This is a genomic window from Polaromonas sp. JS666, from assembly GCF_900103405.1.
Classification (GTDB): Bacteria; Pseudomonadota; Gammaproteobacteria; order Burkholderiales; family Burkholderiaceae_C; genus Polaromonas.
Map to the genome: position 1 here is coordinate 1 of NZ_FNHX01000003.1, position 13223 is coordinate 13223.

The 13223-nt window shown below is 65.4% G+C and carries 13 protein-coding genes; 5 read left to right on the forward strand and 8 right to left on the reverse strand.

Annotated elements, in window-relative coordinates:
- Positions 1-1054, forward strand: a 1054-nt coding sequence (locus tag BLQ85_RS08275; protein WP_305790506.1) for a calcium-binding protein, incomplete at its 5' end; no start/stop codon positions are given.
- Between the two features lie 29 nt (positions 1055-1083).
- Entirely contained in the window at positions 1084-1395 is a 312-nt protein-coding gene (locus BLQ85_RS08280; RefSeq protein ID WP_074575882.1) for a hypothetical protein, read from the forward strand.
- 43 nt (positions 1396-1438) lie between these two features.
- On the opposite strand, the gene BLQ85_RS08285 is transcribed toward BLQ85_RS08280, so the two are convergent.
- Positions 1439-2083: an isochorismatase family protein gene (locus BLQ85_RS08285; RefSeq protein ID WP_074575883.1), complete on the reverse strand. Its 645-nt coding sequence runs from the start codon at positions 2081-2083 to the stop codon at positions 1439-1441.
- Between the two features lie 103 nt (positions 2084-2186).
- Between BLQ85_RS08285 and BLQ85_RS08290 the strand changes: the two genes are divergently transcribed.
- Positions 2187-3200, forward strand: a complete 1014-nt coding sequence (locus tag BLQ85_RS08290) for a GlxA family transcriptional regulator (protein ID WP_175456072.1) — start codon at positions 2187-2189, stop codon at positions 3198-3200.
- 185 nt (positions 3201-3385) lie between these two features.
- Positions 3386-4252 (forward strand): transglutaminase-like domain-containing protein, encoded by an 867-nt coding sequence (locus BLQ85_RS08295; protein WP_074575884.1) that lies wholly within the window; start codon positions 3386-3388, stop codon positions 4250-4252.
- A gap of 69 nt (positions 4253-4321) precedes the next feature.
- Here the strand turns inward: BLQ85_RS08295 and BLQ85_RS08300 are convergent, their stop codons facing one another.
- The 6 genes from BLQ85_RS08300 to BLQ85_RS08325 form a co-directional block, all read right to left on the reverse strand.
- Positions 4322-5302 carry a branched-chain amino acid ABC transporter permease gene (locus BLQ85_RS08300; protein WP_175456073.1) on the reverse strand — a complete coding sequence of 327 codons (981 nt, stop codon included), beginning with the start codon at positions 5300-5302 and terminating at the stop codon, positions 4322-4324.
- 2 nt (positions 5303-5304) lie between these two features.
- Positions 5305-6189, reverse strand: coding sequence for a branched-chain amino acid ABC transporter permease (locus BLQ85_RS08305; protein ID WP_074575885.1), 885 nt, complete (start codon positions 6187-6189; stop codon positions 5305-5307).
- A 154-nt stretch (positions 6190-6343) separates the two neighbouring features.
- Entirely contained in the window at positions 6344-7537 is a 1194-nt protein-coding gene (locus BLQ85_RS08310) for an ABC transporter substrate-binding protein (protein ID WP_074575886.1), read from the reverse strand.
- A gap of 66 nt (positions 7538-7603) precedes the next feature.
- Positions 7604-8308, reverse strand: a complete 705-nt coding sequence (locus BLQ85_RS08315; protein WP_074575887.1) for an ABC transporter ATP-binding protein — start codon at positions 8306-8308, stop codon at positions 7604-7606.
- Positions 8309-9082: an ABC transporter ATP-binding protein gene (locus BLQ85_RS08320; protein WP_074575888.1), complete on the reverse strand. Its 774-nt coding sequence runs from the start codon at positions 9080-9082 to the stop codon at positions 8309-8311.
- Positions 9083-9256: 174 nt separating this feature from the next.
- Positions 9257-11569 carry a DUF6600 domain-containing protein gene (locus tag BLQ85_RS08325; protein WP_074575889.1) on the reverse strand — a complete coding sequence of 771 codons (2313 nt, stop codon included), beginning with the start codon at positions 11567-11569 and terminating at the stop codon, positions 9257-9259.
- Positions 11570-11784: 215 nt separating this feature from the next.
- Here BLQ85_RS08325 and BLQ85_RS08330 point away from each other — a divergent pair, with 215 nt between their 5' ends.
- Entirely contained in the window at positions 11785-12876 is a 1092-nt protein-coding gene (locus tag BLQ85_RS08330) for a DUF6352 family protein (RefSeq protein ID WP_074576734.1), read from the forward strand.
- Between the two features lie 13 nt (positions 12877-12889).
- Here the strand turns inward: BLQ85_RS08330 and BLQ85_RS08335 are convergent, their stop codons facing one another.
- The gene (locus BLQ85_RS08335) at positions 12890-13201 is read right to left on the reverse strand and encodes a cupin domain-containing protein (RefSeq protein WP_074575890.1); all 312 of its coding nucleotides are present in this window, start codon (positions 13199-13201) and stop codon (positions 12890-12892) included.
- Positions 13202-13223 lie beyond the last annotated feature (22 nt).

Below are 13223 nucleotides of genomic sequence, written 5' to 3' on the forward strand. Positions count from 1 at the left end.
CGAAAACCTGGTGCTCACCGGCACGGCGGCCGTCAATGGCAGCGGTAACGCCGGGAACAATGTGTTGACGGGGAATGCGGCCGCCAACACCTTGAAGGGCGAAGAAGGCAACGACACCCTGAATGGGGGGACAGGTGCCGACATGCTGGTAGGAGGCCTCGGTGACGACGCTTACACAGTGGATGACGTCGATGACGTGGTAGTGGAGCTCGCTGGTGAAGGTACGGACACGGTCAAGTCGTCCGTCAGCTACACGCTCGGTAGCGAAACTGAAAAACTGATACTCACCGGTACGGCCGTCATCAATGGTGCCGGCAACGCCGGGAACAATACCCTGACAGGCAATACGGCCGCCAACACCTTGACGGGCGGTCAAGGCAACGACACCCTGAATGGGGGCGCGGGCGCGGACACCTTGATAGGCGGTGCTGGCAATGACAGTTTCACAGTGGATGATGCCGGTGACGTGGTGTTGGAGCTTGCCGACGAGGGGACGGATACGGTCAAGTCGTCCATTAGCTATGTTCTCGGGGACAACCTTGAAAACTTGACCCTTACCGGAGTGGACGCCCTTGAGGGTATCGGCAACGCAAGTGCCAATACCCTGACCGGCACCGCGGGAGACGACCTTCTTGCAGGCAAGGCCGGCAAGGACAAACTTTTGGGCGGCGCCGGTAACGACACCTATCTTCTAGGTCGGGGTGACGACAGCGACACCATCCAGGAAAACGACGCCATGGCCGGCAATACCGACGTGCTCCAGTTCATGGTCGGCATCAACTCCAACCAGCTGTGGTTCCGCAAGGCGAGCAACAACCTGGAGGTCTGCATCATCGGAACAGCCGACAAGGCCACGGTCCAAAACTGGTACCTGGGCAATGCCTACCACGTGGAGCAGATCAAGGCCGGCGACGGCAAGCTGCTGCTGGACACGCAGGTGCAAAGCCTGGTGCAGGCCATGGCCGCCTTCGCGCCGCCGCCCATGGGCCAGACGACGCTGACAGCCGCCCAGCAAACAGCGCTGGCCCCTGTGCTGGCCGCCAGCTGGCATTGATTGATTCCCCCATACCATGGAGCCATGCCATGACAGTGATCGCCGTGCTTGCTGCCGTCCTGATAACGGCTTGCATTGTGTTTGTCGCCGCTTTTGTGCCCAGTGAAAGCAATACAGCCGGCAAGGATGCCGCCATCTTGGGCCTTGGGGACAACTGGAAAATCTACCTGGTGGCCTTGGCAGGCACGGCCGTGGCGCTGGCTTTGGGACGCCTTTGGCTGGAGGGGAAAACCTATACCCAGTTTTCCGATGCATTCATTTTCTACACTCCCTTGCTGGTGGTATCGCCGGGCGCCCGCAGGATGTACCGGCGGATGAAGGGTTTCTTCCTGCGACGCTGACTTTTAACGGCCCGGGTGTCAGGAGGCCGCATTCACGACGGTCTCAGCGCGCGGCCAGCGCCGCGCGGTTGGAGAGCAGGATATTGCCTTTCTCAAGCCGGCCGCCGGCTTCTATGGCCTTGATCCAGGCATCGGTCGACCCGGCCGCGGCAAAGCGCGAATGGAAGACCACGCTGAACACGCGGTGGATCTCTTCGGCGCTGGCGCTGCCGGCTTCGTTGGCGTAGGGCAGGGCGCCGGTGGCGTCGCTCAAAAACTCGACGTGCAGGCCGCGGTGCGTGGCTTCAAAGATGGTGGAGGCGTCGCAGTTGTGCGTCATGTAGCCGATCACGGTCAGGGTGTCTATGCCGCGCTGCTCCAGCCAGACGGCAAAGTCGGTGCCGGTGTAGACGCTGGGCCAGGCTTTTTCGATGTAGTGGTCGCGCGGGCGGCTGGCCACGGCCTCGTGCAGCGCCCAGGTGGCGGAGCCCTTGGCGAAGACCGGCGCGGCGGCGGATTCGCTGTGCTGCACCACGACGACCGGAATGCCGGCTGCGCGGGCGGCGTCCATGGCGCGGGCGATGTTGGGCAGGCTTTGCGCCACGGGCGGGTGTTCGATCAGCAGGCCGCCGCCGGCGAAGTACTCCATTTGCACGTCAATGACGACGAGGGCGCGGCGTGGGGCTTTGGGTGTGTTGCTTGCGGTCATGAAAAGTTTCCTGTGTTGAAAGCGGTGGTTGATGTAGGGATTGTTGGCCGGCGCCCGTTTTGTCGACAGTGGCCCAAATGCCAATACTCGATAGAATCGGGCCATGTCACCACGCACCCTGAAACCACGCCGAAAAGCTGCCAAACCTGCCAGGCCCGCAAAACAGGACGGCAGCGTGGCCGTGGTCGCATTCGACGGCATCAGCCCCTTTCATCTGTCGGTGCCCTGCATGGTGTTCGGCAACGATTTTTCGGGGGCCGACCTGCCGCGCTTCAAGCTGGTGGTCTGCACTGAAAAGCCGGGCACCTTGCATACCACTTCGGGCTTCGGCATCAGCGTGCAAAAAGGGTTGGGTGCGCTCGCAAAGGCGCAGACCATTGTGGTGCCGTCCTGGCGCGACGCGATGGAGCGCCCGCCCGAGGCCTTGCTAAAGGCTTTGCAGGCCGCGCATCAACGCGGCGCTCGCATTGTGGGTCTGTGCCTGGGCGCGTTTGTGCTGGCCGAGGCCGGCCTGCTCGACGGCCGACCGGCGACCACGCATTGGGCGCTGGCCGGCGAATTTTCCACGCGCTACCCGCAGGTGCGGCTGCAGCCCGATGTGCTCTATGTGGATGACGGCGATGTGCTGACTTCGGCCGGTACGGCGGCGGGCATAGACTGCTGCCTGCATGTGCTGCGCCTGGACTACGGCGCCGAGATGGCCAACCGCGTGGCGCGCCGCATGGTGGTCGCGCCGCAGCGCCAGGGCGGGCAGGCGCAGTATGTGGAGCAGCCCTTGCCCGCCACGGGAGCGGGCCACCGGCTGTCGACCATCCTGGCCTGGGTGCAGAAAAACCTGGACCAGCCGCACAGCCTGGACGCGCTGGCGGCGCGGGCGCTGATGAGCCGGCGCAGCTTCACGCGGCACTTCCGGCAGGTCACGGGCACCACGGTAGGCCAGTGGCTCACCAGCCAGCGCCTGGGCCTGGCGCAACGCCAGCTTGAATCGACGGACCGCTCCATGGAGCAGATCGCACTTGATGCGGGTTTTGGCTCGGCGGTGTCGCTGCGCCAGCATTTCGCGGCAACGCTGGGGACTTCGCCATCGGCCTACCGGCGCGAGTTTCGCTCCGCCTGATGTGTTGTAGGCGCGGGCGACGCCGCGGTGTCGGCCTTGGCGGCCAGGGTTTCCCGGCAAATATCGCCAGGCGCGAATACCGGCCCTTTTTGCGCGCCTAATGGGTGGTGATGGCGACGGGTTCCCGCCGCCGCGGACACACAGGCTCCTTTTGCGGAGCCAATTCCCAAGGCACAAGACACCCTATGGTCAGGCTTGAATTTTCCGCCGTGCTGGCCTACGAGGTGATGGCGCCGGGCTGCGATTTCATCTTCAACATCCAGGCCGCCTACACACCGCGGCAGCTGGTGATGCACGAATCCCTGGGCCTGAGCCAGCCGGTGGCCACCAGCAGCTACACCGACCCCGCCACGCAAAGCCGTTTTTTGCGCCTGCATGCCGAACCCGGCAACTTCACGCTGAGCTATACGGCGGTGGTGGACCTGGTCCACTACGAGGCGCAGCCGGGCTCGCTGCCTGAGCTGAGCCCGCTGGCCCTGCCTGGCGAGGTGCTGCCTTATTTGTATCCCAGCCGTTATTGCCAGTCGGACCGTTTGCTGGCCCTGGCCAACAGCCAGTTCGGCCACCTGCCGCTGGGTTACGGCCGGGCGCGGGCGATCTGTGACTGGGTGCAGCAGCATGTGAGCTTCCAGGGCAATACCAGCAACAGCACGACCTCGGCCATAGACACCCTGATAGAGCGGGTGGGTGTGTGCCGCGACTTCGCGCACCTGATGATCGCGCTGTGCCGCGCGGCCAGCCTGCCGGCGCGCATGGCCAGCGGCATGGACTACGGCGCCGACCCCGCGCTGGGCCCGCCGGATTTCCATGCCTATGTGGAGGTCTACCTGGGCGACCGCTGGTACCTCTTCGACCCTTCAGGCACGGCGATTCCCATGGGTTTTGTGCGTTTCGCCACCGGGCGGGACGCGGCCGACATCGCGTTTGCCACGATTTTCGGCAGCGTGCGCGCGGCGCAGCCGCAGGTCCACATCGAAGCCGTGCCCAACAGCATGGGGCAGCTGGTGCTGCCGCAGCATGTGAACTACGCGCTGTCGACCGATGGGCCCTGACCGCCTGAAGCAGGCCGCCCAATAAAAAAGCGCGCAGGCCTGCGCGCTTTTTTTCGGGTGGTCCTGCGCTCAGGCCTGCTGCGATGCCGCCTTGGCGGCATTGCGGCGGCGCTCCAGAAAGGCCTGCAGCTCGCCGATCACGCCCTTGCGGAAGGCCAGCACGCAGATCACAAAGATCACGCCGATGATGACGGTGACCCAGGAGCCGACCTTGTCGGCCAGCAGGTTTTGCAGCGCGATCACGATGCCCGAGCCCATGACCGGGCCGAAGAAGGTGCCGACGCCGCCCAGCAGCGTCATCAGGATGACCTCGCCGGACATGGACCAGTGCACGTCGGACAGCGTGGCAAAACCCATGACCAGGGTTTTCATGGACCCGGCCAGGCCCGCCAGCGCGGCCGACAGCACAAAGGCCAGCAGCTTGTAGCGGTCCACGTTGTAGCCCAGCGAGATGGCGCGCGGTTCGTTCTCGCGGATCATCTTGAGCACCTGGCCGAAAGGCGAATGCACGATGCGCGAGATGAACAGGAAGCAGGCCACAAAAATCGCCACCACCACGTAATACAGGTTGATGTCGGATTCGAGCGGCAACAGGCCGAAGAGCTTGCCGCGCGGCACGCCCTGCAGGCCGTCCTCGCCTCCGGTAAAGCTGGCCTGCAGGCAGACGAAATAAACCATCTGGGCGATTGCCAGCGTGATCATCGCGAAATAAATGCCCTGGCGGCGTATCGCCACCAGGCCGACCAGCAGGCCTATCAGCCCGGCCGCCACCGCGCCGGTTAGCAGGGCCAGCTCGGGCGTCCAGTTCTGCGACTTGATGAACCAGCCGGTGACATAAGCGGCCGAGCCGAAGAAGGCCGCGTGGCCGAAAGACAGCAGGCCGGTAAAACCCAGCAAGAGGTTGAAGGCGCAGGCAAACAGCGCGAAGCACAGCAGCTTCATCACAAACACCGGATACAGGCCCAGGAAAGGCGCGGCCAGCGCAAACGCCAGCAGGACGAAGTAGGTGATGCGCAGCATGCTGGCGGCTTTGGTGGAGAGGGCGCTCATGTTCAGGCTTCCTTTCCGAAGAGGCCGGCGGGCCGGAACATCAACACGATGACCATGATGACAAACACCACGATGTTGGAGGCTTCAGGGTAAAACACGCGGGTCAGTCCTTCGACGATGCCCAGGCCCAGGCCGGTGATGACCGAGCCGAGTATGGAGCCCATGCCGCCGATGACGACGACGGCGAAGACCACGATGATCAGGTTGGAACCCATGAGCGGGTTGACCTGGATGATGGGCGCGGCCAGCACGCCGGCCAGAGCCGCCAGCCCGGCGCCCGCGCCGTAGGTCAGCATGACCATCATGGGCACGTTGACGCCGAAGGCCTGCACCAGCGGCGCGTTTTCGGTGCCGGCGCGCAGGTAGGCGCCCAGCCGGGTGCGCTCGATCAGGAACCAGGTGCCCAGGCAGACCACCAGCGAGACCACCACCACCCAGGCGCGGTAAATCGGCAGGCGCATAAAGCCCAGGTCCATGGCGCCGGCCAGCAGCTCGGGCACGTTGTAGTTCTGGCCCGAGACGCCGTAGATTTCACGGAACACGCCTTCGAACACCAGGGCCAGGCCGAAGGTCAGCAGCAGGCCGTAGAGCGGGTCCAGCTTGTACAGGTGCTTGAGGAAAAGCCGCTCGATGACCACGCCGAGGATGCCGACCACCAGCGGCGCCAGTACCAGCGCGAACCAGTAATTCATGCCGAACTGGTCCAGCATGATCCAGGCGGCGAAGGCGCCCAGCATGTAAAGCGCGCCGTGCGCGAAGTTGACGATGCCCAGCAGCCCGAAAATCACCGCGAGCCCCAGGCTCAGCATGGCGTAGAAGGCGCCATTGACCAGGCCCAGCATCAGCTGGCCCATAAATGCTTGCAGGGGAATACCGAAAATTTCCATGGGAACCTGTCAGGACACCGATTGCCGTTAGTCGTGGCGAAAGCCGTAGGGACTTTGAAGGAAGCAGCCGGTCATTTCGCAGAAATGACCGGCTGGACCAAACCCCTCGTTCTTCTCCGTTTTCTCTCTTCTTGTCAGTTCAGGGCTTGCGCCATCACTTCTTCACGGCCGCGCACTTGGATTCGGCCACCGTGGTGAAGGCCTGCTCGCCCGGCACCTTGGCCACGGTCTTGTAGTAGTCCCATGGCGTGGTGGACTCCTTGGAACCCTTGACCTGGAACAGGTACATGTCGTGGATCATGCGGCCGTCGGCGCGGATCTGGCCCTTGTTGTAGAAGTCGTCGATCTTCATGCCCTTGAGCGTGCTCATGACCTTGTCGGAGTCGGTGGTGCCCGCGGCCTGCACGGCTTTCAGGTAGCTCATGGTGGCCGAGTAGTCGGCGGCCTGCAGGCTCGAAGGCATGCGTTTGTATTTGTCGAAGAAGCGCTTGGCGAACTTGCGCGAGGCGTCGTCCTGGTTCCAGTACCAGCTGTCGGCCAGTTGCAGGCCTTCGGTGTTGGCCAGGCCCAGGGAGTGCACATCGTTGATGAACACCAGCAGGCCGGCCACCTTCATGGTCTTGCCGATGCCGAATTCCTTGGCGGCCTTCATGGCGTTGGTGAAGTCGCCGCCGGCATTGGCCAGGGCCAGGATCTGCGCCTTGGAAGACTGCGCCTGCAGCAGGAAGGACGAAAAGTCGGAGGCGTTCAGCGGGTGGCGCACGGTGCCGGCCACGGTGCCGCCGTTGGCCTTGACCACGTTGGAGGCGTCGCCTTCGAGCGAGTAGCCGAAAGCATAGTCGGCGGTCAGGAAGTACCAGCTCTTGTTGCCGGCCTTGACCAGGGCGGAGCCGGCCACCTTGGCCAGCGAGACAGTGTCGTAGGCGTAGTGGACGGTGTAGGGCGAGCAGTCCTCATTGGTCAGGCGGGCCGAGCCGGCACCGATGACGATGAAGGGTTTTTTCTTTTCGGTGGTGACCTTGGACATGGCCAGCGCCGTGCCGGAATTGGTGCCGCCGATCAGCATCTGCAGGCCGTCCTTGTCTATCCACTCACGCGCCTTGGACGACGCGACGTCGGCCTTGTTCTGGTGGTCGGCGCTCAGCACCTCGATGGGGCGGTTCAGCACCTTGCCGCCGAAATCCTGCGCCGCCCACCTGAGCATTTCCGCGCCGGCGGGGCCGTCGATGTCGGCGTACAGGCTGGACATGTCGGTGATGATGCCGATCTTGATCGGGCCGGTGTTTTGCGCAAAGGCGGCGCCGGTAAGGCCTACGGCAAGTGCGGCAACAAGTGCTTTGAGTTTCATGGTGTCTCCTGGTATGGATGGGGTGAACGGGGGAATCAAAAAAATAAAAATGGACGGCCGCCGGCCTCAGACGCCAAGGTATTCCTGCAGCATGCCCATGTTGCCGGCCAGCTCGGCCTGGGCAAACTGCTTGACGATGCGGCCGTGTTCCATCACGTAGAAGCGGTCGGCCAGTGGCGCGGCAAAGCGGAAGTTCTGCTCCACCAGCACGATGGTGTAGCCCTTGGCCTTGAGCGTGAGGATCATCTCGGCGAGTTTTTGCACGATGACGGGCGCCAGGCCTTCGGAAATTTCATCAAGCAGCAAGAGGCGCGCGCCGGTGCGCAAAATGCGCGCCACGGCCAGCATCTGCTGCTCGCCGCCCGACAGGCGCGTGCCGGGGCTTGCGGCGCGCTCCTTGAGGTTGGGGAACATCGCGTAGATCTCGTCCAGGCTCATGCCGCCCGGGCCTATGGTGGGCGGCAGCATCAGGTTTTCCTCGGCCGTGAGGCTGGCAAAAATGCCGCGCTCCTCGGGGCAGTAGCCCACACCCAGCCGGGCTACCTTGTGCGGCGCGAGCTTGATGGCTTCTTCGCCGTTGATCTTGATGGAGCCCTTGCGCGCGCCCGTCATGCCGACGATGGCGCGCATGGTGGTGGTGCGGCCGGCGCCGTTGCGGCCCAGCAGGGTCACCACTTCACCTTCGTTGACCGTGAGGTTCACGCCGTGCAGGATGTGCGACTCGCCGTACCAGGCGTGCAGGTCTTCTATTTTGAGGAGCTCTTTGGTCATCTAGTGGGCTCCCTGCAGCTCGGTGTTCGCCGTGCCCATATAGGCTTCGATCACCAGCGGATTTTTGGCGACTTCGGCATAGGGGCCATCGGCGATGATGGCGCCGCGCTGCAGCACGGTGATACGGTCGGCAATCGACGACACCACGTTCATGTTGTGCTCCACCATCAGGATGGTGCGGCCGGCCGAGACTTTTTTGATCAGCTGCGTCACACGGTCCACGTCTTCATGGCCCATGCCCTGGGTGGGTTCGTCCAGCAGCATCAGCTCGGGCTCCAGCGCCAGCGTGGTGGCGAGTTCCAGCGCGCGCTTGCGGCCGTAGGGCAGGTTCACGGTGAGCTCGTCGGCAAACGCGCTGAGGTCGACCTCGGCCAGCAGTTCGCGGGCGCGGCCGTGCAGGTGGAACAAGCTGTCCTCGGCCTTCCAGAAATGGAAGGAGGTACCCAGGTTGCGCTGCAGCGCCGCGCGCACGTTCTCCAGCACCGTCATGTGCGGGAACACGGCAGAGATCTGGAAGGAGCGCACGATGCCGCGCCGCGCGGTCTGCGCGGGCTGCTCGAAGGTGATGTCGCTGCCGTTGTAGACGATGCTGCCGCGCGTGGGCGTCAGGAACTTGGTGAGCAGGTTGAAGAAGGTGGTCTTGCCGGCGCCGTTGGGCCCGATCAGCGCGTGGATATGCCCGCGCTGGACCTTGAGGTCCACGTTGTTGACGGCCACGAATCCCTTGAATTCCTTGGTCAGCCCTCGTGTTTCGAGAATGAACTCCACGGACAAATTGCTCTCCGGCAGGTAAGGGGTTGGACATCACGGTGCGCCAGGGCGGCCGCGACGGGTATGCAGCCGCGGGCATAGGCCCGTGAAACACAGCTGGTCATCCTAGCTATCCCCTCCCGCAGGCGGTACCCGGTCAGACCCTTAGGTAGTTTTGCGTGATCCCGCGCCGCCGGTTTATTGCTCGCGGTTTCGGTTGGGGTTTCCTTCGCCGCGTGCCTGGCGGGTGGGTTTGTCGGCGGCGGCCTCCCTGGCCTGGGCGGCTTCGCGCTGCGCCTGTTGCTGCTGCCGCCGCTGTTGCTGTTCCTGGGCTTGGGCTTGGGCTTGGGCTTGGGCCTGGTGCTGGCGTTGCTGCTCCTGCTGGGCACGTAGCTGTTGTTGCTGCTGCTGTTGCAGATGTTGTTGCTGTTGCTGCTGCTGCTGCCTTTGCGCGGCCTGTTGCTGGCGCGCGTTTTCCTGGTCGCGCTGGGCCTGCTCGCGCAGGGCGCGCTGGCCAATGGCTTCTTCACCCGAGCGGCGCTGCTGTTCCAGCTGGGGGGCTTGCAGCTTTTCCCGTTGCTCTCGCTGTTCCCTCTGCTCCCTTTGCTGGCGCTGCTGTTCGCGCTGGGCTTGCTGCTGGCTGCGCTGCGCCTGTTCGGCGGCATGGCGCTCGGCCTCGGCGCGGGCTTGCGCGCCGGCATTGGCATTGGCCGCCTGGGCGCGTTCCTGCGCCTCGTTGCGGGCCCGCGCGTCGCGCTGGGCCTGCTCGCGCAGCGCGCGCTGGCCTATGGGCTCTTCGCCCGAGCGGCGCTGCTGTTCCAACTGCGGGGCCTGCAGCTGTTCCTTCTGCTCTCGTTGCTGGCGTTGCAGTTCGCGCTGCGCGTGCTGGCTGGCTTCGGGGGTGCTGCGCTCCGGTGCGGGCGCAGGACGTGCGGCTCCCGCGGCAACGGGTGCGGCGGGGCCGGCGCGCCGTTCATCCCGGTTGTTGTCATCGCGGCGGCCGTCACGGCCATCACGGCGCTCATCACGCCTGTCGTCGCGGCTGCTGACGACGGGCACGGGCCGTGCAGCCACTGTCGGTGGCGGCAAGGCGGCTGCAGGGCGTTGCCGTTCGCGAAGCTCCGCTGGGTTGGGGCGGTGCGGCAGCGCGCCGCGGTCGGCCACAAGCTGCGCGCGGCCCAGGTCGGCGCGGCTCAGCGCCTGCTGCACACGCACCGGCCGGCCGCGCTCGAAGTCCTCGCGGCTGACGGCCGTCACGGCGGCGGGCTGGCGCTGGTAGCGGTACACATTGGTCACGTTGATCGTGTTGTTGACCACGATGTTGTTGTTCACCTGCGTGACGTAGCGCGGGCTCACGCGGTAGGCCGGACGGAAGGCCTCGCCGGGCGCCAGCGGGAACCAGCCCACGCCGGGGCGCGCCGCGCCGCCTATCGAGATGTTCCAGCTCACGCCGCCGTTGCTGCCGCCCACAAAGGCGACCAGCGCGGGCGCGTACACCGGGCGCGGCGCGAGCCGCCCCGGCACCCAGGCCCAGCGCGGGCCTATCTGCGCCCAGCGGCCGTAGTGAAAGGGCGCGAAGCCCCAGGGCGCGTCGTCCACCCAGGTCCAGCCCCAGGGCGAGACCCAGGCCCAGTGGCCCATGCGGTAGGGCGCCCAGTTGACGGGCACGGCGCGTGGTATCCAGATGGCGCCGTAGCTCGGGTCCTGGCTCCAGCTGCCGTAGCTGTCGAGCTGCTGGTAGCCCACGGTTTCGCGCGGCACATAGCGCGCGGACACCGACTGGTCCTCCAGCCGGTCGCGGTTGGCGGCCCACAGGTCGAAGTCATCCTGGCGCGAGGCGCCCGGCCCGGCCGGCACCAGCTGCGTGCCGCTGAAGTTGGCCTGCTGGCCGGCACTCAGGTTGACCGAGGCCGAGTTGTCGCCATAAATCACGCCACCGCCCGATTGCGCGATCACGCGCGTGGTATTGCCGGCCGGGTCCACGTCGAGGCGGTAGTCGCCGGGCTGCGAGACCACAAAGGCCAGGTTGGGCGTGTCGATTTCCAGGCGCTGGCCGTCAAACAGCTGGCGCACGCGCAGCTTGAGTGTGCCCTGGGCCAGGCGCAGCTGGGTGGTGTTGTCGTCCAGCGCGAGCAGGTCCAGGCTGGTCTGGTGGTTCATGCGCACGGCGGTGGAGCCGGCATGGAGTTCGGCGCGGGCCTGCGGGCCCGTCCACAGCCTGTCGCCGGCGGTCAGCGGGCGGTTCAGTGCGGCGGGTGTCCAGGCATCGTTGGCATCGGCGGGCGCGAAACTCACGGCGCCTTCAACCAGGTTGAGCCGGGCCACGCGGCCGGGCGGGTCCAGCGCATCAGCCTGCGGTGCGGGCTGCTGGGCCCAGGCCACGGGCTGCAGCAGCGCCAGCACGAAGGCGATCGCCAGCAGCACGAGGTACCAATAGAGGTCGGAAAAGCGAAAGCCCCGGAAATCATGGCCGGTGTCGCTGCGGGATGGTTCGATGTCGGTGCGGGTCATGGTGCACGCTCTCTTCCTGTCGTTGCGGGCTCATCGCTGACGAGGCCGGGGTGGAGGCTGTGGCCCTATGAGAACCACCATACCTAAGACAACGTGCCGCACGATGGATGGAGTGCTAACAAGCGGTAAAGATTGCGCCATTCGCGGGAGCGATGAAACAGGATGTAAGGCACGGGCACCGAAACACACCCAAACGATGTGCGACGATGTCGCCCATGCAAGATTTCTGGCCCTCCAGCGGCTTCAAGCAACTGCGCCGCACCCCGCGCGGCTGGCTGCAGCCCACCGACGATTACCTGCGGCTGTTCCTCGCGCGGCCCGAACTGGCCCTGGTGCCGGAGTCCTGCGAGGCCGAGCGCGCCCTGCATGCCGCGCTGGCGGCTGCGCCCTCAAAGCCGGTGGCGCCAGCTGAATTGCAGGCGCTGCAGGACGCCGACGCGCGGGACAACTATGCGCATTTCCTGCGTTTTCGCGACGGCCTGCTGGCGGCGGGCACGCTCGAGGCCTATTACCTGCGCCTGTTCCCGCGCGACGGCTCGGGCCGCGTGGACATACCGCCGCTCTTCATCGACCTGATGGTGCAGGCCATGCTGCGCAGCCTGCTGGACGATTGCACCGATGCCTATGAAGTGCGCGCGGCCGAAATGCTGTTTCGCCCGCAGCGCATCAGCACCGAAGGCGGCCGGGTGCTCAGCGGCGACCTGGCGGTGCTGGACATGCTCCATGAAACCGGCGGCGTGGGCGACTTCGGCCGCTTCCTGGCCGAGGCCGGCGCGCCAGTGCCCGCCATCGAACTGCGGGTGCTGGCTGAGGACAATGCGGCCGCCTATTGGCAAGAGACCGAAGAGGCCGAAGGGGCGGGCGGCCGTCGTTTTCTGCTGGACCTCACGCATGAGATCAACAATGAACTGGGCCACGGCCTGGTGCTGACCGTGGTGCGCGCGCACTCGGGCCTGAAAGCGCTGGCCGCCGTGCTGCAGAAATGGATTGCCCATTTGCTGGGTGTGGCCGTCACCGTACGCCCGGTGCAGAAGGTGGACGACGAAGCCTGGCGCTGGCATGTGGGGCTGGACGCCGGGGCCACGGCCTTGCTCAATGATTTGTACGAAGGCCGCGAGGTGGAGCCGGCGCGCCTGCAGCGGCTGGTCAGCCTGTTCCGGCTGGAGTTTGCCGACCCGCGCGAGATGCGCGCCGACGTGGCGGGCAAGCCGGTCTACCTGGGAATGACGATGGACGCCGGCGGCGTGCTCAGGCTCAAGCCGCAAAACCTGCTGGTCAACCTGCCGCTGACGGACGCGGCTTCCTGATCGCGCCGCAGGTTCAGTCGCTGCCCTCCACTTCGACCACCAGCACGCGGGCTTCGCCCACCGGCGAGGCGACATGCTCGGTGCCCGCGCTCGCGAAAAAGATGTCGCCGGTTTCCAGCATTACCGAGCATTGGCCGCAGTTGTCGCGGTAGCGCATCTCGACGCGGCCGTCGAGCACGGCGAACACTTCCTCGCCTTCGTTGATGTGCCACTTGTAGGGCTTGTCGGTCCAGTGCAGCCGGGTGGTGATGCCCTGCATATTGGCCACCGTCATCGCGCCCCAGGCGCGTGTTGCGGTGAAATCCTTGCTTCGAATGATCTTCATGTGGGTCTCCAACAGGTGAGCG

Excerpts from the sequence above, each read along its gene's own strand:
- BLQ85_RS08295 (WP_074575884.1), top strand. The coding sequence starts at position 3,386 with ATGGTCAGGCTTGAATTTTCCGCCGTGCTGGCCTACGAGGTGATGGCG.
- BLQ85_RS08280 (WP_074575882.1), top strand. The coding sequence starts at position 1,084 with ATGACAGTGATCGCCGTGCTTGCTGCCGTCCTGATAACGGCTTGCATT.
- BLQ85_RS08315 (WP_074575887.1), bottom strand. The coding sequence starts at position 8,308 with ATGACCAAAGAGCTCCTCAAAATAGAAGACCTGCACGCCTGGTACGGC.
- BLQ85_RS08285 (WP_074575883.1), bottom strand. The coding sequence starts at position 2,083 with ATGACCGCAAGCAACACACCCAAAGCCCCACGCCGCGCCCTCGTCGTC.
- BLQ85_RS08300 (WP_175456073.1), bottom strand. The coding sequence starts at position 5,302 with ATGAGCGCCCTCTCCACCAAAGCCGCCAGCATGCTGCGCATCACCTAC.
- BLQ85_RS08310 (WP_074575886.1), bottom strand. The coding sequence starts at position 7,537 with ATGAAACTCAAAGCACTTGTTGCCGCACTTGCCGTAGGCCTTACCGGC.
- BLQ85_RS08335 (WP_074575890.1), bottom strand. The coding sequence starts at position 13,201 with ATGAAGATCATTCGAAGCAAGGATTTCACCGCAACACGCGCCTGGGGC.
- BLQ85_RS08290 (WP_175456072.1), top strand. The coding sequence starts at position 2,187 with ATGTCACCACGCACCCTGAAACCACGCCGAAAAGCTGCCAAACCTGCC.
- BLQ85_RS08330 (WP_074576734.1), top strand. The coding sequence starts at position 11,785 with ATGCAAGATTTCTGGCCCTCCAGCGGCTTCAAGCAACTGCGCCGCACC.
- BLQ85_RS08305 (WP_074575885.1), bottom strand. The coding sequence starts at position 6,189 with ATGGAAATTTTCGGTATTCCCCTGCAAGCATTTATGGGCCAGCTGATG.
- BLQ85_RS08325 (WP_074575889.1), bottom strand. The coding sequence starts at position 11,569 with ATGACCCGCACCGACATCGAACCATCCCGCAGCGACACCGGCCATGAT.